At 35.7% G+C, this 19676-nt stretch carries 21 protein-coding genes and 1 riboswitch; of the genes, 5 read left to right on the forward strand and 16 right to left on the reverse strand.

Annotated elements, in window-relative coordinates:
- Positions 1 to 189: 189 nt before the first annotated feature.
- The 3 genes from BUB45_RS08525 to BUB45_RS08535 all read right to left on the reverse strand — a co-directional run bounded on the left by BUB45_RS08525 (position 190) and on the right by BUB45_RS08535 (position 3048).
- The gene (locus tag BUB45_RS08525; RefSeq protein ID WP_073007380.1) at positions 190 to 504 is read right to left on the reverse strand and encodes a DMT family transporter; all 315 of its coding nucleotides are present in this window, start codon (positions 502 to 504) and stop codon (positions 190 to 192) included.
- Positions 504 to 842, reverse strand: coding sequence for a DMT family transporter (locus BUB45_RS08530; RefSeq protein WP_073007383.1), 339 nt, complete (start codon positions 840 to 842; stop codon positions 504 to 506). Before BUB45_RS08530 ends, BUB45_RS08525 begins: the two co-directional genes overlap by 1 nt.
- A gap of 296 nt (positions 843 to 1138) precedes the next feature.
- Positions 1139 to 1247, reverse strand: a riboswitch (guanidine-I (ykkC/yxkD leader).
- Between the two features lie 292 nt (positions 1248 to 1539).
- The gene (locus tag BUB45_RS08535) at positions 1540 to 3048 is read right to left on the reverse strand and encodes a BCCT family transporter (RefSeq protein ID WP_073007385.1); all 1509 of its coding nucleotides are present in this window, start codon (positions 3046 to 3048) and stop codon (positions 1540 to 1542) included.
- Between the two features lie 492 nt (positions 3049 to 3540).
- Between BUB45_RS08535 and BUB45_RS08540 the strand changes: the two genes are divergently transcribed.
- Positions 3541 to 3930 (forward strand): VOC family protein, encoded by a 390-nt coding sequence (locus BUB45_RS08540; protein ID WP_212590758.1) that lies wholly within the window; start codon positions 3541 to 3543, stop codon positions 3928 to 3930.
- A 224-nt stretch (positions 3931 to 4154) separates the two neighbouring features.
- On the opposite strand, the gene BUB45_RS08545 is transcribed toward BUB45_RS08540, so the two are convergent.
- Positions 4155 to 5408 carry a C40 family peptidase gene (locus tag BUB45_RS08545; RefSeq protein WP_244527693.1) on the reverse strand — a complete coding sequence of 418 codons (1254 nt, stop codon included), beginning with the start codon at positions 5406 to 5408 and terminating at the stop codon, positions 4155 to 4157.
- A 272-nt stretch (positions 5409 to 5680) separates the two neighbouring features.
- Positions 5681 to 6958, reverse strand: a complete 1278-nt coding sequence (aceA, locus tag BUB45_RS08550) for an isocitrate lyase (protein ID WP_073007392.1) — start codon at positions 6956 to 6958, stop codon at positions 5681 to 5683.
- Between the two features lie 527 nt (positions 6959 to 7485).
- Between aceA and BUB45_RS08555 the strand changes: the two genes are divergently transcribed.
- Positions 7486 to 8520 carry an aromatic acid exporter family protein gene (locus BUB45_RS08555; protein ID WP_073007395.1) on the forward strand — a complete coding sequence of 345 codons (1035 nt, stop codon included), beginning with the start codon at positions 7486 to 7488 and terminating at the stop codon, positions 8518 to 8520.
- 356 nt (positions 8521 to 8876) lie between these two features.
- Here the strand turns inward: BUB45_RS08555 and BUB45_RS08560 are convergent, their stop codons facing one another.
- From BUB45_RS08560 to BUB45_RS08580, 5 genes are all read right to left on the reverse strand, one after another.
- Positions 8877 to 9506, reverse strand: a complete 630-nt coding sequence (locus tag BUB45_RS08560) for a response regulator (protein WP_073007397.1) — start codon at positions 9504 to 9506, stop codon at positions 8877 to 8879.
- The gene (locus tag BUB45_RS08565; RefSeq protein ID WP_073007400.1) at positions 9503 to 10540 is read right to left on the reverse strand and encodes a sensor histidine kinase; all 1038 of its coding nucleotides are present in this window, start codon (positions 10538 to 10540) and stop codon (positions 9503 to 9505) included. Before BUB45_RS08565 ends, BUB45_RS08560 begins: the two co-directional genes overlap by 4 nt.
- A complete protein-coding gene (gene liaF / locus BUB45_RS08570) occupies positions 10537 to 11271 on the reverse strand; it encodes a cell wall-active antibiotics response protein LiaF (RefSeq protein ID WP_073007403.1) in 735 nt (244 codons plus the stop codon). The genes BUB45_RS08565 and liaF overlap by 4 nt, the downstream gene beginning before the upstream one ends.
- A gap of 311 nt (positions 11272 to 11582) precedes the next feature.
- Entirely contained in the window at positions 11583 to 12215 is a 633-nt protein-coding gene (locus BUB45_RS08575; protein ID WP_073007406.1) for a PspA/IM30 family protein, read from the reverse strand.
- Between the two features lie 20 nt (positions 12216 to 12235).
- Positions 12236 to 12589: a lmo0954 family membrane protein gene (locus BUB45_RS08580; RefSeq protein WP_073007408.1), complete on the reverse strand. Its 354-nt coding sequence runs from the start codon at positions 12587 to 12589 to the stop codon at positions 12236 to 12238.
- Positions 12590 to 12789: 200 nt separating this feature from the next.
- Between BUB45_RS08580 and BUB45_RS20155 the strand changes: the two genes are divergently transcribed.
- On the forward strand, positions 12790 to 12939 hold the full coding sequence (locus tag BUB45_RS20155; protein WP_212590756.1) for a hypothetical protein: 150 nt from the start codon (positions 12790 to 12792) through the stop codon (positions 12937 to 12939).
- Positions 12940 to 13037: 98 nt separating this feature from the next.
- Here BUB45_RS20155 and BUB45_RS08585 read toward each other — a convergent pair whose 3' ends face one another.
- From BUB45_RS08585 to BUB45_RS08595, 3 genes are all read right to left on the reverse strand, one after another.
- Positions 13038 to 13646: a DedA family protein gene (locus BUB45_RS08585; protein ID WP_073007411.1), complete on the reverse strand. Its 609-nt coding sequence runs from the start codon at positions 13644 to 13646 to the stop codon at positions 13038 to 13040.
- A 224-nt stretch (positions 13647 to 13870) separates the two neighbouring features.
- Complete coding sequence (locus BUB45_RS08590) at positions 13871 to 14662, reverse strand: MsnO8 family LLM class oxidoreductase (protein WP_244527694.1); 792 nt, start codon at positions 14660 to 14662, stop codon at positions 13871 to 13873.
- 86 nt (positions 14663 to 14748) lie between these two features.
- Positions 14749 to 15327, reverse strand: coding sequence for a DUF1836 domain-containing protein (locus BUB45_RS08595; RefSeq protein ID WP_073007415.1), 579 nt, complete (start codon positions 15325 to 15327; stop codon positions 14749 to 14751).
- Positions 15328 to 15485: 158 nt separating this feature from the next.
- On the opposite strand from BUB45_RS08595, the gene trhA reads away from it, so the two are divergent.
- The gene (gene trhA, locus BUB45_RS08600; protein ID WP_073007418.1) at positions 15486 to 16133 is read left to right on the forward strand and encodes a PAQR family membrane homeostasis protein TrhA; all 648 of its coding nucleotides are present in this window, start codon (positions 15486 to 15488) and stop codon (positions 16131 to 16133) included.
- A gap of 161 nt (positions 16134 to 16294) precedes the next feature.
- Here the strand turns inward: trhA and BUB45_RS08605 are convergent, their stop codons facing one another.
- The 3 genes from BUB45_RS08605 to BUB45_RS08615 form a co-directional block, all read right to left on the reverse strand.
- Positions 16295 to 16732, reverse strand: a complete 438-nt coding sequence (locus tag BUB45_RS08605; RefSeq protein WP_073007421.1) for a CBS domain-containing protein — start codon at positions 16730 to 16732, stop codon at positions 16295 to 16297.
- Positions 16733 to 16919: 187 nt separating this feature from the next.
- Positions 16920 to 17309, reverse strand: a complete 390-nt coding sequence (locus BUB45_RS20160; RefSeq protein WP_212590757.1) for a YppG family protein — start codon at positions 17307 to 17309, stop codon at positions 16920 to 16922.
- A gap of 105 nt (positions 17310 to 17414) precedes the next feature.
- Positions 17415 to 18593 carry a Ger(x)C family spore germination protein gene (locus BUB45_RS08615; RefSeq protein WP_073007427.1) on the reverse strand — a complete coding sequence of 393 codons (1179 nt, stop codon included), beginning with the start codon at positions 18591 to 18593 and terminating at the stop codon, positions 17415 to 17417.
- A 394-nt stretch (positions 18594 to 18987) separates the two neighbouring features.
- Here BUB45_RS08615 and BUB45_RS08620 point away from each other — a divergent pair, with 394 nt between their 5' ends.
- Positions 18988 to 19662: a response regulator transcription factor gene (locus BUB45_RS08620; RefSeq protein WP_073007430.1), complete on the forward strand. Its 675-nt coding sequence runs from the start codon at positions 18988 to 18990 to the stop codon at positions 19660 to 19662.
- Positions 19663 to 19676: the final 14 nt, after the last annotated feature.

Here is a 19676-nt window from a genome sequence, read left to right on the forward strand (position 1 = left end):
CTCTATCTTCACTCCTTCGTTGCTATCTGCTTCTTAGTAATGTATTACCGATTGAAGTAGATCATAAACATATGGGTGAAAATACTTCTTTTAAAAATAGTTAAACTATCGCTATTTCCTCACTTGGAGGCCTTGTTTTGCTTACAAGCTAGGCCTCAAATTCTTATGTTACCCCATAGTAGAATGAAACTATGAAATGAGTTTCAAACCAACTGCTGCACTTAAAATCATGCCAATAAAAAGTAACCTCTTCCAATCGCTAGATTCTTTAAAAAATAACATACCAACAATGGCACTGCCTACTGTTCCCATTCCTGTCCAAACAGCATAAGCCGTACTCATTGCAATTGTTTCCATTGCAACACCAAGCAGTATGAAACTTAGTCCAAAACCACCAAATAACCATAAAATGGAGATGACACTTATCCGTTGATTCACTTTATTAATTCCCGTAACACCGAGAATTTCACTAAACCCTGCTAATACAAGTATAAGCCAATCCATTATGACACCTCTTTCCTATCTTTTTGTGATGTGACTAATTTTAAGCCGATAACTCCTGATACTAACAATAGAATGAGCGCCATTTTCAAAAGTCGAATTGGCTCTCCAAAAATCACTATGTCTGCTATTACTGTCCCTGCCGTCCCTATACCGGCGAATACCGCATAACTGGTACCAACGGGCAAGCGACGAGAAGCCATAATAAGCAAGTGCATACTAATATAAATAGCTATTAGCGTTAACCCCCAATCAACCATACTGTTTGAGTGTTTTAGACCAATTACCCAGCAAATTTCAAATAAGCTAGCGATAAATACAGTATTCCAATCTTTATTCATGCTCATCACCTTTTCTCATCTATTTTTAACGTACTTTTGTAAGTAGTCTCCCTCTTTCAGAAATAAAGGGAGACGCCAAGCGGTAAAGCGGGATGCATTTAACCTAAGAACTTTTTCACAACGTAGTAAACTACACAATTTGTTGTTTGGCAAGTGGTTATTTAAGGTCGAATGGATGACTTATTGCTACGCCATATAGCATGGGTCATCATTTTCCTTATGCTATAAGCCTTATACTTTTCTATAATAGAAAAAAAGCAAACAAAAAACCCAGAAAGATATCCTATATTTAGATATCCTCCCGGGCTTTTATCCCTCCGTGTACACGTTGTGGAAAACGCGCATTTTCTCTTGGTCCAGACCAGATAATAACTTATCATCTGCGGAACCCTAGAAAATTAGGTTAAAAATTTAGTCATTATGACTTATTATAACGATACATAAACAGGTCTGTCAAATATACTTTTTGTCTACTATGCGGCAAACATTCAGACTAGCTACTTTCTTATTTTCAATAGCACTAGTTGATTTTTTTCATAAGCCTATTATGAGATAGATTTACTAAAATTTTTCACAAATAACCTTGAGCTATTTTTTAATTAATGTAACCGTAACAACCTGTTGAAAAAGAACAGCTTACATCCTCAAAATGAGAGTTTTTCCACTATACTATGTAGTGTGCACACTTTCTTGCTTTCTAGTTCTCTTTATCTTGTTTTACTTGTTTATAATCACTTGACAACATCCGTGTAAATGAGATGATCATCAGCAGCAATATGACCGTAAATGGGAGCGCTGATATTAACGAAACGGTTTGTAAAGCTTCTAAACCTCCTGCTAATAAAAGTACAATAGCAATAGCAGTTATTAAAAGCCCCCAAACAATTTTTGTCACTAATGCTGGGTTTAAGCTTCCTTTTGAAGTCATTACACCAAGGATATATGTTGCAGAGTCTGCTGAAGTCACAAGGAATGTAAATATTAGAAATATAGATAAGATAGAAAGTATATTTGTCATCGGCAAATGCTGATACGTTTCAAACAAGGCTACTGCAATATCTACATTCACAGCTTGTGCTATAGAAGTTCCATTCATTAGATCATTATATACTGCTGTCCCTCCAAAAGTCGCAATCCAAATACAAGCAATTGCTGGTGAAACAACCAATACTCCTAAAACATATTGACGAATACTTCTTCCTCTAGATACGCGCGCTACAAATGCTCCAACAAATGGAGACCAGGCAGTAGCCCAAGCCCAATAGAAAATAGTCCATTCCCTTACCCAAGTATCTCCTGTATAAGGGGTTAAACGAAGACTGTAATGAATGTAACTTGATAAGTAATCACCTAATCCTAAAACAAATGTATTTAAAATAAAAACAGTGGGGCCTGCTAGAAATACAAACACTAGTAACAGTAGACAAAGCCCTAAATTAATATTGCTCAACCATTTTATCCCTCTATCTAATCCTGTGCTAGATGATATTAAGTAGGTTACAAGCATGACTCCAGCAATACCGATTTGTACCCATATGGAAGTCGGTACATCAAAAACAGACTTTAAGCCACCATTCATCTGAAGTATTCCTAATCCCAAAGACGTTGCTACTCCCATCACAGTCGCTACTACTGCTAGAGTATCCACTGTATTTGCAATCGATTTATTTTCACCTATGATTGGTTGAATGGAAGTTGAAATTAATCCTCGTTGCTTTTTTCTAAACTGTAAATAGGATATAACAAGTCCTACAATCGCAAATACTGACCATTGGCTAATTCCCCAATGAAAAAAGGCGTAACCCATAGCAACTCTCGCTGCTTCTTCTGTCATAGCTTCTACTTCAGAAAATGGAGTGTTAAAAAAATGACTCATTGGTTCTGCTACGCCCCAAAAAACAAGACCTGCTCCAAAACCAGCTGAAAAAAGCATACCAACCCAGGTAAAAAAAGAATATTCTGGTTTAGAATGCACTGCTCCTAATTTTATCTTCCCATACTTACTAACAGATAAAATAAGTAAAAATGCAACAAAGATAAACACAGCCAAGAGGTAAAACCAACCAAAATTAATAGTAGTAAAATTAAACATTTTTTCCGCTACATCGCCAAAATGATTTGGCATAATCGCTCCGACGATAACAAGTAATAGCACAACAAACGCTGACACATAAAAAACTGGGTTGTTAAAAGTATTTTTTTTCATAACAATTCCTTTCTATTTGATTTACCGGTTTTATTTCTAGAATAAGCGGGGAGTAACACGCGAACAAAATAAACAAGAGGGATACCTTAATGTATACCCAAATAAAAAAACAATAAACCTAATTTTCTAATATTTGCGCGTGAGCTTTCCTATAGTGGAACAAAAGCTCGGGGCGCACTATCATTCCATCAAGGGTAAAGACTTTGTCCTTCGCTCCGCTTCGTCAATGATTCCAGTATTGCTTTTTTAAAAGGCGTCATAATATAGCTATTTTAACATCTTTTTCACTTAATATTTTTTTAGATGATTACCTTTAGTTATAATGAAACGCGAAATGAATATTAATATAGAGGATAGGTTAAAAAATGGTGGGGTTCTGTATAATACAATGGCTAGCTTGAAAATATACAGATCTTTTAATTTTTTGATAGGAGCAGTTACGAGTGGAATACTTATTAGGTCATAGGAGGAACTATATTGGAAATATTACGAATGGATCATCTGGTTTTAACAGTTGAAAGTGTCGAGCAATCAATACAATTTTATGGTGACGTTTTGGGGATGGAAATTGAAACGTTTAACCAAAATAGAAAAGCAGCTAGATTTGGTTTACAAAAAATTAATTTTCAAGAAGTTGATAAGGAAATTTCGCCTAAAGCTATTCACCCAACTCCTGGATCAGGAGATTTTTGTCTTATTACAACAAATACACCGAAAGAAGTACTTCGACAACTTAAAGCAAAAAGAGTGTCTATTGTATTAGGCCCCGTTCAGCGTTCAGGTGCTCTTGGTTCTATTACTTCAATTTATGTAAGAGATCCTGATCAAAATTTAATTGAGATTTCTAGCTATCATCCACATGTTAAAGTGCACGGTAAATAGAGTATTTTGTTTTACATCAGAAGAGAATCTCGTCACTAATTACATGGCTGTTTTATTTTTGCATATAAAGTTGGTTTGTTTTCGTTTTTGAAGGGCGAGGCTTGGACAATACGCTAGAAATCAGTGGGAGTGAATTACCCCACTGATTGAAACACCTTCTTTTATAATTTCCTAGACCACAAAAAAAGCCGTCCTCACTTGAGAACGGCCTTAAGCTTATTCGATTAAAGAACGCGACGTACATGCCCTTTAAATGCATTGCTCCAATATGAATTAGACATGCTTTCTATGGATACTCCTGGCGTACTTTGCGCACCAATGAAATTACCTCCACCCATGTAAATAGCGACATGTCCATTTTTCTTATACGTATCAAAGAAAACTAGATCTCCGGGTTGAATTTCACTGTATGAGATTTTTTGACCTACATTTACTAATGCGCTTGTGCTTGATGGAATAGAGTAGCCACCTTGTGCAAATGCCCAAGATACAAATCCAGAACAATCAAATCCACTTGGGCCCTTTCCTCCCCAAACATAAGGCACGCCTAAATGTTGACGTCCAGAATTAACAATTGTACTTACGCTGCCACTTCCAGCTGACATTTTTGGTGCAGCAGAAGAGCTTTTACTTTTTGTTTCGCTTTTACTACTTAGCGTTTGCAATTCTCCACCATTTGAAGCATTACTACGAGTTGTAGCTTCAGGTTGACGTTCAACTTGCATGCTTTGTCTTACTTCCGCTTGAAGATCAGCAAGATTACTATCTTTGATTTCTAAGTCTTCTTTTAAGCCTTCAAGATCAGCTTTTTTATCTTTTAGTTTTGCTTCTTTTTTCTCGTTTTCTTCTTTTTGTTGTTTAATAGTTTCCTGTATACCTTTTAATTCAACTTGTAATGCTTCCATTTCCTCTAAACTATTAACAACTTTATCTTTCTTTTCATTTACTTCTTTTTTATCTTTTTCTTGTTCTTCTATTAAATTAGCATCTGAATTTGTAATTTTATTAACAGCTGATACACGGTTAATAAATTCACCAAAGTCCTTAGAACCAAAAATAACTTCTAAGTAGTTAACGTCGCCACCACTTTTTTGATAGGAAACGGCACGTTCTTTTAACTTATTAAAACGCTTTTCGATTGCATCTTCCAATGTTGCTATCTCTTTTTCAAGCTTGTCCACTTCTTGTTCTTTTTTAGCAATATCGGCTTGCACTTTTTCAATTTGTGCTTTATTTTCTTTCATTGCATCATCGAATTGCGTGATTTGTTGATTCAACTCTTCTAATTCAACGAGTACATCAGCAATTTTCGCTTCTGCTTTTGAAAGATCGGCTTTAATTGCTTCTCGATCACTTTTAATTTCTGTTTGCTTATCTTTTAAGTTCCCTAGTGTCTCCGCTTGCACCTGTGTATGAAAAAATGCACTGCTAAATCCAACGACTGTTACAGTCGCAACTGTTACAATTGACTTCTTCAAAATACTCCCCCGCTTTTTACATAGAATTTTTTATATGTATCTATCTTTTTGCTGTAGCTAATAATAGACATTTAATTATGTATAACTATCTTTAGTAGGCAACTCGTATTATAACAGCTAAAAGTTGCAAGCGTGTTATAGTAATATTACAATTATATTTCAAATGCGACATAATGTTTAACTTTTCATGAAAAGAAGCGTTTATTCGCTAACGAACAACGCTTCTCCGGGGATATTTTCGAAATATAAATGAAGTTCTTAGATCATTTTACTTATAAAGAAAATTGCTCTTCTTCTGTGGAACCTTTTAATGCAGCCGTTGAGGACGTGCCTCCAGAAACCACCTGTGCAACTTCATCAAAATACCCAGTTCCTACTTCTCGTTGATGTCTTGTAGCAGTATATCCAAATTTTTCGCTATCAAATTCATTTTGTTGTAACTCCGAATATGCCTTCATACCTTCTGTTTTATATTTTCTTGCCAATTCAAACATACTGTAATTAAGAGCGTGAAATCCTGCTAACGTAACAAACTGGAACTTATATCCAAGTTCTGCTATTCTATTCTGGAACTGAGCAATTTCTTCGTCTGTCAACTTTTTCTTCCAATTAAATGATGGTGAACAATTATAAGCTAACATTTTGTTTGGATATTTTTCGTGTATCGCCTCGGCAAATTGTTTAGCTTCTTCGTAATTTGGTTCTGAAGTTTCACACCAGATTAAATCAGCATACGGCGCATACGCAAGCCCCCTTGCGATCGCTTGATGAATGCCGGATTTTGTCTTATAAAATCCTTCCGTTGTTCTCTCTCCAGTAATAAATCGAGCATCATAAGGATCGACGTCGCTCGTAATTAAATCGGCAGCATTTGCATCGGTTCTAGCAACAATAATAGTTGGTGTTCCCATTACATCCGCAGCCAATCGAGCAGCAATTAAATTTCGTACCGCTGTTTGTGTAGGAAGCAATACTTTTCCGCCTAAATGGCCACATTTTTTCTCCGAAGCTAGTTGATCCTCAAAATGTACTCCTGAAGCACCTGCCTCAATCATGGATTTCATTAATTCAAAAACATTTAATTGGCCACCAAAACCAGCTTCTGCATCAGCGACAATTGGCGCAAACCAATCGATATCCTCTTTCCCCTCTGAATAATGAATTTGATCCGCTCGTTGCAACGCTTGATTTATCCGCTTTACTACATTTGGTACACTATTCACAGGGTACAAGCTTTGGTCTGGATACATTTGCCCTGCTAAGTTCGCATCTGCAGCTACTTGCCAACCACTTAGATAAATTGCTTTTAATCCAGCTTTAACTTGTTGGACAGCTTGATTTCCTGTTAAAGCTCCCAGTGCATGAATGTAATCTTCCGTTTGTAATAATTCCCATAATTTCTCCGATCCTTTTTCTGCCAATGTATATGCTATATCCACGGAACCCCTTAAACGGATAACTTCTTCCGCACTATAAGGCCTTTCTACACCTATCCACCGTTCATCATTTTCCCAAGCTTTCTGTAATTTTTCTACACGTTCAGTTATCATTTTAAATTTCCCCCTTTGTTAGTAAATACAAACTCTTTTTGTTATAATACAAATTTTATTGTTATATAACATAGATGCCAAAAAAATTAATCTTGTTTTTTAGAAAGACAATGATCACATTCCTGAATGATGCTTTCTCCATCTACAGCTTTCCCACATTCTGGACACATTGTAAATTCTTTTTGCACGTTCACTCCTCCTTTTATATAACAGTTACAATATAAATGCTTTTGTTATAAAACAGTTTATGAGATATACTCGAAAAATGCAACCCTTTTTTTCAATTTGGTTGAAAAATTTTTTAAATTCATGGAAAATAGATGAGGATATTAAATTTTGTCTTATATATATAAAGTGCTATTACACCCACTTTTGAAGTGTTCTGTAAGGAAAAGCGAAAGGGAAGATAAAGCTGTACAATTTCTGATTTCGTCTTAGAACCCTTTCCTTTGTAACTTTAACTCTTATAGTACTAAATAATCCGATAGGACAAGCTTTTATGTAATACATCTAGGAGATGAACTATAGTGAAACCTTCCCATTTTATTGGCAGCAGAGTTGTAAAAACTGGTGTCGCAGTTTTCCTTACCGCTTGGATTTGCGAACTGTTTCATGCACCAGCCGTGTTCGCTGTCATAACAGCTATTGTAACAATCGAGCCAACTGTAGCTGATTCCATACGTAAAGGCTTTATACGCTTTCCCGCCTCCGCAATCGGTGCTGCCTACTCTGTATTTTTTATATATTTATTTGGAAATTCACCAATAACCTACGCGCTTGCAGCAACATTGACCATCGTCACTTGTTTCCGATTAAAGCTGCACGCAGGACTATTAGTTGCTACGCTTACAGCTGTGGCAATGATTGAAGTCATTCATAGTAATTATTTTATATCTTTTCTCATTCGTCTTGGCACCACTACTATCGGCTTAGTAGTTTCTACAACAGTTAATATGTTCGTTCTACCACCTGATTATACAGCGCATATTACGGAGAATATGATGGCCATTCGAAAACGTTTAGCAGCTAAAATTGAAAAAGTATTCTATGCAGTAACAGCAGAACAGCCAATAACAGCGGTCTATTCATTACAATCATCGGATGATGTATATAAAAAAATTCGCCAAACGGAAACACTTATCCAATTCCAAAAAGAAGAGGCTAAATATCATCCACTAACAAGTAACGAAAAGGAATTTTTCAAGCAAATAGAAAAACAGCTAGCAAGCTTAAAACTAATTCATTACCATATTGATAATGTGCTTACCACGAAGTTGAGAAATGACCTTTGGATGGACCATGAAAAAAAGATTATTAGAGAGGTTGTTGATGAATTGGTGGACACTTTCTACCATAAAACCAAGTTAAATCAAACGGACATTTGCAATCTAAGAGAACTTTATTGGCGAGAAAATGGAGTTGCCAGTCGAAAACCAGATGCAAATATTGCAAATCTTCCACCCGAATTAATTATTACGTATGAGTTACTTACTATTTGTCAGTTAACGAATCGTTTCTTAGAGTATGGAAATAAGGTTGAAGTGGTAAAGTCATCTGATTAAGGAGTACGATGTGCAGTTAATAAGTAATAAAGCTAAGCTTATCACCAAGTTTCATGCCAAAACTCTATCGTTGACCTATGAATTATTTCACAGGAAATATTACCTTAGGACAAAGGTACAAGCGCCTGGTTAGCAATGTAACGAGTGGAACGAAGTAACTAAAGTTTTAGGAATCATGGTGAGACGGTGTTGTACGAACCAATGATGGCTTATCATAGGGTGGATTCGTTAAGTCGCCTAGTTGCTGGGCGCCGGAACCGGACGTGGCTAAAAACTTAGTAAGTTTATCCTCACTGCAAAATTTTATAATTTTCTAGACTACAAAAAACGAGCTCTCCGGCACTCGTTTTTTTTACTTATTCAACTAAATGATTTTTAAAAGCATATATAACCGCTTGCGTGCGATCTTGCACCTCTAACTTAGATAAAATATTACTTACATGTACTTTTACCGTTTTTAACGAAATAAACAATTGATCGGCAATTTCTTGATTTGTTTTTCCTTGAGCGACTAACAACAAAATTTCCCATTCCCTTTCTGTTAAAGCTTCGTGCAAAGCTCGTTCTGGAGAACGCATACGATTCATAATTTTCCCTGTCACCTCTGGCTCCAACACAGTTTGTCCTTCAAAGGTTGCCCGAATTGCTTTAGCTATCTCTTCCGCTTTCGATGTTTTCAACATATAACTTGTTGCACCTGCTTCTAAAGCGGGATACACCTTCTCATCATCTAAAAAGCTAGTCACAATAATTATTTTAGCTTCTGGCCATTGTTCTATAATGAGCCGTGTTGCCTCAATTCCGTCCATTTCTTTCATAACAAGATCCATTAAAATAATATCGGGCTTTAGCGTTAACGCTAGTTCTACAGCTTCTCCTCCATCAGATGCCTCTGCAACAACTTCTATATCTGGCTGGGCCGTTAAATAAGAAGTTACTCCAATACGTACCATTTCATGGTCATCAGCAAATAGTACATGTATCACTCCATCTCTCCTCCTTCTTTAAAATAAGGAACTTTTACTTCTAGGCGCGTGCCTTGCTTAGGAAAACTGATTATTTTATAGCTGCCACCTATTTCATAAGCTCTTTCTCGCATATTTTGTAAACCATATGATCCAGTTTTTAATTTTTCCATATCAAACCCAACCCCATCATCCGTTGCTCGCAAAATAATATTTCCATCTCTTTCTACTAACATGACATGTAAAGAATTAGCTTTTGCATGGCGTAATGTATTTGATAAAGCTTCTTGGATAATCCGAAACAATTGATCCTCTACACCTTTATCAACGGTAAAATCCTCAATATTCCAATCAATTTGCATTGGCACTTTTTGTGTGAGTTCAATTAACAACTCCTTCGTCCCTTCTTGTAAAGATTTCCCTTTCAAAGCTACAGGACGTAAATGTAAAAGAAGTGCTCGCATTTCTAACTGCGATTGTTGAATCATATTCTCTACCATTCGAAGTTGTTTTTTCATTGTTTCATCCTGAGGTGGATTTGTTTCTGTAATTGTCGACATCATCATTGAAGCCGCAAATAATTGCTGACTGACGGAGTCATGTAATTCGCGAGCTAATCTATTTCTCTCTTGAACAACAATTTCCTGTAAGCTTTGTTCTCGTTCTACGGCTCGTTCCGTTGCTAAGCGTTGAGCATGCTCCGTTTGCATCCTAAATTTATGTTGAATTTGCTCAAGATGATGCTGCATTTGTTCCAAGCCTTTTGGTATTTCCAAATCAAAACTTAGTTTTTGTCCTTTAACAATTTCTTCCATTCTCTTTTCCACAAAGTGAACACGTTGTCTCCAATAGATACCTGCAACTATCCCAGTTATAATACCAACAGTGACAGGAATAACAAATAAAATAAATAAGAAGGAGATATCTTCTATTTTTTTATTAACTATCGTACTCCAATCATCTACGAACGCAAAAAGTGTTACTCCTGTTACTAATATTGTTAAAATAATACTATATAAAACTGCAGTAGAGATATGCCGTAATAACAGGTTCATATTCGTTTCACCTCGACATCTCCAGAGAATATAGCTATAATTATTTTTACACGAGGGAACGACGTATCATAATTTTTCGTTTGATATAATAACGTTTGGTTCATCATACGATCATGGTAATTTCCAAAAATGTGCGCACGTCCAATAACCGAGCTATGATGAATACTAACTTCTACGTCATATGGCACATGAATCTCGATATTTCCTACAAGATGGCGAATAGAGATGACTGCCGTATCATTTGGTAACACAGTATTACTTAAATCTATAACTCGATCACCGAATGCTCCATGAATGTTAACATCTCTCCATTGATAAGCAACATCATCCGTTCTTTGGTCATCAAAAAAGCGGTGATCAAAAAACGGGTGTTTACGAACAAGGTCTTCTTGTTCCACCTGCGCCGTTTCCGTATTTAAATAAGGTTTTACCCATTTCGCTACCTTTTTTGATTTCGAATATTGAATAACAAATATGGCTATTGTAGCAATAACAAAAAATCGAATCGCAAGCATATTTAAAATGGAAAAAATAATTCCTATTAAACCTGCCCAAAAAAATAATTTCCCCCAAAAACGTTTTAGATTTTTTCTTCCCACATAAATAAGCAAGGCAAAAAAAAGCGCAGGAATAATCATGCCGCCTTCAAAAAAAGTAATCTCTAATACAAAGAGAATGACACCAACAATCAGTATCCAATTCAATGTATCGGTTGATAGTCGATGAAACATGCTGCACCCCTCCTACATTTGCCAAGCCTTCTAAAAATTTGTTTTCAAGGAATAAAAGAGAAGTAAGGTTGGCTAACTTCTTCGTTCGCCTCCAAAAAACAATGCTCCTTTACTCTATGCCTTGCCTAGTAACCAAAAGTGTCATCATAAAATATACTTTTCGTATACATTTTAGACAAGCTATTCCAGAAGAAAAACAGGCGCTCTATCTTGCGCCTGTATAGTATACCATGTTTTTCTATTACAAAGAAGAACTGACAGAACGCTAGGCAATACTTAAAACACTGTGAAAACTTCTGCTACATGTCCGATTATACTTCTTCTTTATCATTCATTTCTTTTTCTAGTTTAGCAATTTTTTGATCAAATGTGCTCCGGTAATAAGCGCTATTTACTTTATATTCTAACCCTTCGATATAACGTTCCATTTCAGCAAATTTAGAAAATGGTTTGTCCGCAGTTTCACCAATGACCCGATTTATTTGAGAATTTGCGCGTGCTATATTTTCTCGCCCCATTAACTCCATGCGCCGTAAATGCATATCCTTTAACTTATGCTTCATACTTTCGTACTTTTGTTCTAATGTATCAAGTTCTGCAACGGCCTCATCCCGAGAAGCTTTCATACGCTCAGCTCTTGCTTGATATTCTTGATGTTCGCGGAATGCAAATTCGTACATTTCTGTTTCTCCGGCTCTTTCAGCAATATTAGCTTGCTTTAACCGTTTATCTGCTAAATCTTGCGCTAATTGATATTCCTTTAAAAACTCATCTTTTAGCTTGTACTGGCGTTCCAAAAGCTTCCGTACTTTTTCCTTCTCTTGCTCACTTTGCCTCAAGTAATGGTTTAAAGCTGCAATAGGGTTTTTTTGCTCCTTTTGATCCATCATGTGGTGTAAATCGCTAACGACAGACTCCTTCATTCTTGTGAAAATGTTAGTCATTCATTATCTCTCCTTTTTGTTCACTTATTTAATTCTGCCCATTCACGTTCAAAATTTGTAAATGGGTCGTCTTCTTTTATATGATGTACAACTGGAACATCGTCTTCTTTCTTCCAACTTTTATAAACCATGTAGAGTGCCGCTATCGCAACAACGCCTATTAACGCAAACATATTTGAAATGGTCATACTCAAAACAATGAGCCCTACAATAACCCAGCCTACTTTTCCTGCAACTGAATCAGTTTTCATAAACTGCTTAAAAATAACATACAGTAACCAAATACCTAGCGCGAAGAATACCATTGGTCCTATGTTAGCAAGTAGGACCATGAAGGCTACTAACCCTGCTAGAAACAAAAGAAATTTTTTCACTGCAGCTCCTCCTTCCTTTAACTTACTTCTATCATACAAGCTAATACTTTGTTTCGTAATGAACTATAGCCATATTTTCGTCTAGTACTTAAGGCGTACTAGGAGTCAATGAATGAAGTAAAATGGTTGGTAACAGATAATGTTCTGGTTTGTTCTCGCCTAGGAAATTATAAAATTTTGCAGCTACAGATAAACTTGCCATGTCCGGACCCAGCGCCCAGCAACTAGGCGACTTCACTCCATTGCCTTACGATAAGTCATCATTGGTTCATACGAAATACGGAGGCTCACTAAAGACAGGCTTGCCGGAAGGCGCCGGCATACTCATGTTGCAGGAGCATGATTCCTAATACTTTAGTTGATTGGTTCCAGTCGCTACGTTGCTGAACGGGGCTCAAGCGCCTTTGTTCACTGTCTGTTGCGACACGACACAAAAAAGACAGCAAGATTATTGCTGCCTTCTCCGTTTGATATATAAGTAAACGATAATACCGATCCCTACACCGATACAAATATAAATAACTGTAGAATACAATTCCATAAATGATAATATGTTGGTCCATGATTCACCGAGCTGAACACCGATCAAAATTAATAAAGTGTTCCAAGACAATGTACCAGCAACTGTTAGGAATAAAAACATGACAAAATTCATGTTTGACATCCCTGCTGGAATGGATATTAAACTTCTAACCAAAGGGACCATTCGACAAATAAATACCGTCCAATAGCCGTACTTATCAAACCAAGCATCTGCTCTTTGAATATCTTGTTTTTTTATTCTTAGCATAGAGCCATATCTGTGAATAATTTTTTCTAAGTGTTTAACATCAAGCAAAAGACCAATGCCAAATAAAATAACTGCCCCAAGAACTGATCCAACTGTTGCTGCAACAATAACACCTACGACAGATAAATCAGTCGTTGTTGTTAGAAATCCTCCAAATGGTAAAACAATTTCTGAAGGTATAGGTGGAAATATGTTTTCTAAAGCCATCATAAAAAACACACCAATATAACCTAACTCTTCCAATACTGAAGTGACCCAATGTTGCATCTAAATCTCTCCTAGTTTTGCTATTTTACTATCAACCGACAGAATATGAACACAAACTAATTTATCACCGTATCAAGATTGCTTCAAATCTGATAGGGTATTTAGATTTTATAATTGTCATGTTGACTTACAAAGAAAGTAGTTTAGCTAGGTTAAACAGGTTTGCGCAATTAATTGGTAAGAAGTCTTTCTGCTGACATAATCAGGAGTGTTCGTTAAAATCATCATTTCATCTGCTTGTATGCTAGTTGCAATGCTTGGAGTCGCCTATGAACTTGGGATGGATCTCCAAAAATATATTCACTTTTTATTTTTTCTAATACCCTTTCTTCCTTTGCAACATCATCTTTTCGAGTCTTCTTATCCCCTGCTGGTTCTTTGTTTGCCCGATAAGAACTTTTTGCTAGCTCTTTCGCCTCTGAAAATGTTTTCGCGCAAATTACAGAAACAGCAACGATTACTTTTTCATGGCACCTTTTCTGATACTGATGAACAATTGTTGGACCATCCTTATCTGTCATAAAATGACCAAACACATAGGGTAAACCTTTTTCAACAGCAAGAATAGCACTCTTTTCACTTGTACCTAGAATCCAAAGGTTTGGAGAAGAATCAGGTATAGGAGTAGGGGAAACTTTTGCATACATATGATCCTTAGGGAATGTTTGGTGAAAGAAATGATGTAACTCATCAATATCCGTGCCAATGTTTTTAACTTTTGTTAAATAATCTCCTGATAAAGCAATGATTGCTTCCGCTGAACCACCAGGGGCTCTACCAATACCTACGTCTATTCTTTGCGGATATAATGTTGCTAGAATATTATATCTTTCACTAATATTAAACGACTGATAGTGTGGTAATAAAACGGCTCCGGCTCCAATCTTAATATGTTCTGTCCTATTCCCAATTAAACCGAGAAGAATGTCCGGAGCAGGGCAGGCAAATCGTTTCATGTCGTGATGTTCGGCTACCCAATAACGTGAGAAACCAAGCTTGTCCGCTAATCTGTTCATTCAAGCGTAGCTGTTATAGCCTCTTTTGGTGTAGCCCCATTTAATACAGGCACTTGATCTAAAATACTAAGATTCAACCATCTACATTATGTATCCATTTTATTAGCAATGCGATCAACCATCTTTTCTGCTGCTCGTCGATAATAATTACTCATATTAGCAAGAGAAGTAACTAATAGAAGCTCCTGTAAATAATCAGCATTCTGACTAGGTAAAGATTTACTATGCTCTTCCACATCATGCATTAATTGTTCGGTTTCTAATTTCATTTGTTGCATACTATCTTCAGCAAGCTGTACATAACTTTCATATAAATTTGCTAAGGCAAAATTTTCTTCTGTAATCATTTTGTTCAGTTGATGCAATGTTGTTTTGACGTCATTAATAGATAGAGCACCTTTTAGCTGGTAAATCATCGCAATTAGCATTAAATGATTCTTAGAGTATTTCTTATTTTCAATCGGATAGAACAGTTTCCCTTTCGCATAGTTATTAATCATCGTTTTCGTTAAAACTTTTTCTTGTTCATCTCGCTTTAACACGTCAAACTTATTTTCAAATAATTGAATAACTTGATCCATATATAAATCTAAATCTGGAATATCATCCAATGATAATTGGCTATTTAATTGAATTTGTTTAAAGAAATCATGCACATTTTCCATTCAATACCCTCTTTTGTACCTTCAATGTAAATTGATTTATTATCAACTTATTATACGAAATTAAAAATAAGAAGTAAACCTTGACTACATCTTAAAATACATATATTATGGTTATATAGTTTTTGAAACTACATACCAAGATAAAGGTGTTGATTAAAATGGGTGTATATATTCGAGAACCGATTAATGGACTAACTCATTTATTCGGTGCAATATTGTCGTTTATCGGTCTTTTGGCATTAATTTTTAAAGCAAATGAAACAATTGGTTCCCCACTTGCCATTACAGCAGTTGTAATTTTCGGTTTAAGTATGACATTGTTATATTCCGCATCAGCAACATACCATATGGTTATTGCAAAAAAACAGGTCATTGCTTTTCTTAGACGTATAGACCATTCCATGATTTATATATTAATAGCTGGAACGTATACACCATTATGCCTCATCAGTTTAAAAGGTACGTTAGGGTGGACACTTTTTATTATTATTACAACCTTAGCAGTGTTAGGTGTAGTATTTAAATTAGTATGGTTCCATTGCCCAAGGTGGCTATCTACTTTACTCTATATAGGAATGGGCTGGATTGTAGTATTTTTCAGTTCAAATTTAGCGCCTATCATAAATAAAGGTGGAATGGTATTTCTAGTCTTGGGAGGAGTCATCTATACCGTTGGTGGTATCATTTACGCATTAAAGCCAAAAACACTAAATTTTAAGCATATGGGCTTTCATGAAATTTTCCACCTGTTTATTCTAGCAGGTAGTTTATTCCATTTCATTACTGTATATGTTTATGTCTTATAAAACGTAGCTTCAACCAGTTTGGAGATTTTATATCCTATGCTATTAGAAAACTGGACTTATCACCAAATAATATGATCGTTTTTCTTTAAAAACCAAAAAACCTTATACTTTCCTATAGCGCGAAAAAGTACGCCGCTGACCAAGATCAGCAACGTACTTTTTTATTGCTGTGGACTTGAAGGATTCGAAATACTGGACAAAGCTTCTCCTGCCTCATTCTGTAGCTGATGATCTACAGCTAAATCCCCTAAAGCAACCATGCCAATAATTTTGCCATTTTCCACAACGGGTAAACGTCTAATTTGTTGTTGTGCCATTAGCTCAGCTGCTTCATGAATATCCATTTCAGGAGTACCATGAACAATTTTTTGTGCTGTCATCACTTGAGAAACTGGGGTTTGTGCTGCTTCCCCTTGCGCCGTAGACCGTAATGTAATATCGCGATCTGTCAACATACCTACCAAATTCCCTTGTGCATCTACAACAGGTATGGCGCCAATATTATGCTCACTCATTAATGCTGCAGCTTCTTGAATAGTTTGTGAATCGTTTACTGTATACACATTTTGTGTCATATAGCTACGAATTTGCTGATTCATAAAATAACCTCCCTTTATGCTTAGGATGGCTAAAATGTTTTTGCTTATTCGGCTTATTTTTTTAGAAAAACTTGGCTTGTCACCAAGTCTTATGGCGGAAACTGTAGTTTTTCTTATACTTTTTTACTTTCTTTTAGTAAAAAACCCCTCCGTCTATTTTTAAAGAGGGAGAGATTATTTATAAGAACTACTTTTTAAAAAAAGAAGATAGGAGTGGGCTTACTTGGCCATATAATTTGTTTACCTGTGACGCTACTTCTGTCACTTTGTTAAAATCAACTTGCCCTTCCTGATTACGAAAGTTAGTTAATAGTTTCATCACACCAGAAGAAGTTTGGTCCTGTTTGCGTGGTTGAGTAGGCCTTCCAATCCAATTAGGTGCATGTCTAGGTCGATCTTGTAGTAGCTGTTTTCTTCGCCTTTCAGGAAACAATGTCATCACCTCTTTCAAGGATGTTTCTATATAGTCTATGTGTGGCTTAATATGAATGAGAATGGACATTTGTATTATTTTTACACTATAGGAAAGCATAAGATTTTTTGGTTTTAGTAAAAGAAAAACGAAGACTTTCGCCATAAGACTTGGCAACAAACTAAGTTTTTCTAAGGAAAAAGTCAAGCTAAAAACTTCGAAGTATGAAAGAAACTTTTTTATTTGTGCATTGCTGTTGTAGGAATACATTTATTTAAAGTTATCCGAAGCTCCTGTTTTACTAATATTTACATCTACCGTTACATGAATATCTGCTTTGGAGAAATAGTTTTCCCCTTGATCCCAATTGTCTTTTACTTTTTGCCATAGGTCATAGTGACGTTGAAAAAGTGTATCACCTATTTGGATAACATCTACTTGTAAATCATCCTGGACTACTTTTATCGTTTTTTCTGTAATTTCTTTCACCTTTTTTTCAGTTTCTTTTTCCAACTTTTTAAAAAATGAAGCTTTAAGGACTTTAGAATTTCCAAACGTCTCTGCTATGCTTCCCTCTATATTCAAGGAAATCTCAAAAGCTAGATTATCTTTATCATCACTTAAAACATCGTATGTGTGATTTATATCTAATACTTCAATCACAACGTCTTCGCCATCGACATTAACCATAACCGGACTTGTTTGATCGTGCTCTGTTAAAAATGCTAACCCCCTCGTCTCTTCTCCCGATAAAGAAGCAACCATTCTATTTTCAGGAGCTTGAAAAACAGCGGCGTTTTTATATTTTAACGTTTGGTTATCTCCCACTTGAATTTCTGGAATGGTGTAACTCCGCTTCGTTAACATCCGTTCCTGCAATTGGCCAACTTGAAGAGGCTCTAAGGAACTAGCTGTTTTATAGCTATTCTCCAATAATGAATCAATATAAAGTGCAGGAACTTTTTCTCCAGGTGGGAGTACATCTAGAATTTCTTTTGCTTCCGTTCCTTCTTTGGCAATTAATATTCTCATACCTCTTCGCATTTCATGGTCACGTATATACACATCCATGACCTTGGAAAATAACCCAGGTTCTCTCGCAACTTTATCGGACACGACAACAACTTTCATATGTTGAAAAAAAAGCCGTTCATTCGCGGAAGTAGCCATTTCTCTAATAATTTCAAAAATACTATTGCCTGTTATTGTTATATTATGATAAGCCTCTTGTTCCCTACCCCCACCTTGCAATGGTGTTCCCAAGCCGCCGGGAAGTACAATTTGATTTGTAAGCTTTATCTTAAAAGAATTATCATTACCATTTTCTTCCTCAAGGTCAATCGCTGATCCCACCACGAACCCCTGATCTTCAATCTCCGTTCGGTCCCAACACCCCGTTAAAAGCAGGAATACAACCATACAAAGGACAAAAATGGGTATTTTTTTCACATTGCATCCATCCTTTTGTTTCTCTTTCCATTCTTTTTCCCTACTTTTTACGTTTTATACGGAAGCAAATGCGAATACATTGGATAATAGCTATGATTAAAAAAGGAAAGCTTGCTTAAATATAAAATGACATTTTTAAAATGTTAAATATCGTTAATCCATCTGTAATCCATTTTATTTTTAACCTAAAAATCCATTTAACAAAGAATACAGTCTAAAACAATTGTAGGAGGCTGACTAATGAATAAGATACCAACAATTTAAGATATGGAATTCAAGGTAAAACATTATATAAAACATCATGCATTATTGGAGTTACTTTTAAAATTTTTTCATACATGCTATATTTTTATATAGTTTACTTATACAAAACAAAGATGAGCGTGATGAGAAAATGAATCGTTTCAAAATTTTAATCATAGAAGACGAACCGATAATTCGCGACGAGTTAAGAGATCATTTACAGAATGCAGGATATAAGACGGATGTAGTAACTGAGTTTCAAGATATTTTGTCTTATGTTCGAAAATCAAGCCCTGATCTTATTCTTCTAGACATTAACTTACCTTATATTGATGGTTACACACTTAGTCGTGAGATTCGCAAAGAATCAAATGTCCCGATTATCATCGTGACAAGTAGGGATAATGAAATGGATGAGTTATTGAGCATAAACCTTGGAGCTGATGATTTTATAACGAAACCTTATAACTTACAAATATTAACTGCAAGAATAGAAGCTTTATTCAAAAGGACATACGTTAATCAATCTAATAATGTACTTTCTTGTGGAGAGTTAATATTAGATATAGCAAAAGGTGCTGTTTATTACCATGATAAGCAACAAATACTTACTAAAAATGAGTTGAAAATTCTTCACTATTTAATGCAGCATAGAGGAACAATCATTTCAAGAGAAACAATGATGGAATATCTCTGGTCTTCCGATCTATTCGTTGATGATAACACGCTTTCTGTTAACATGACACGTTTGCGCAGAAAACTAGAGAAATTGGGTATAACTAATCCTATTGAAACTCGTAGAGGACTAGGGTACGTGATGTCATGAATATCTTAAGTTTT

The organism is Virgibacillus chiguensis, from assembly GCF_900129865.1.
Taxonomy (GTDB): Bacteria; Bacillota; Bacilli; order Bacillales; family Amphibacillaceae; genus Virgibacillus; species Virgibacillus chiguensis.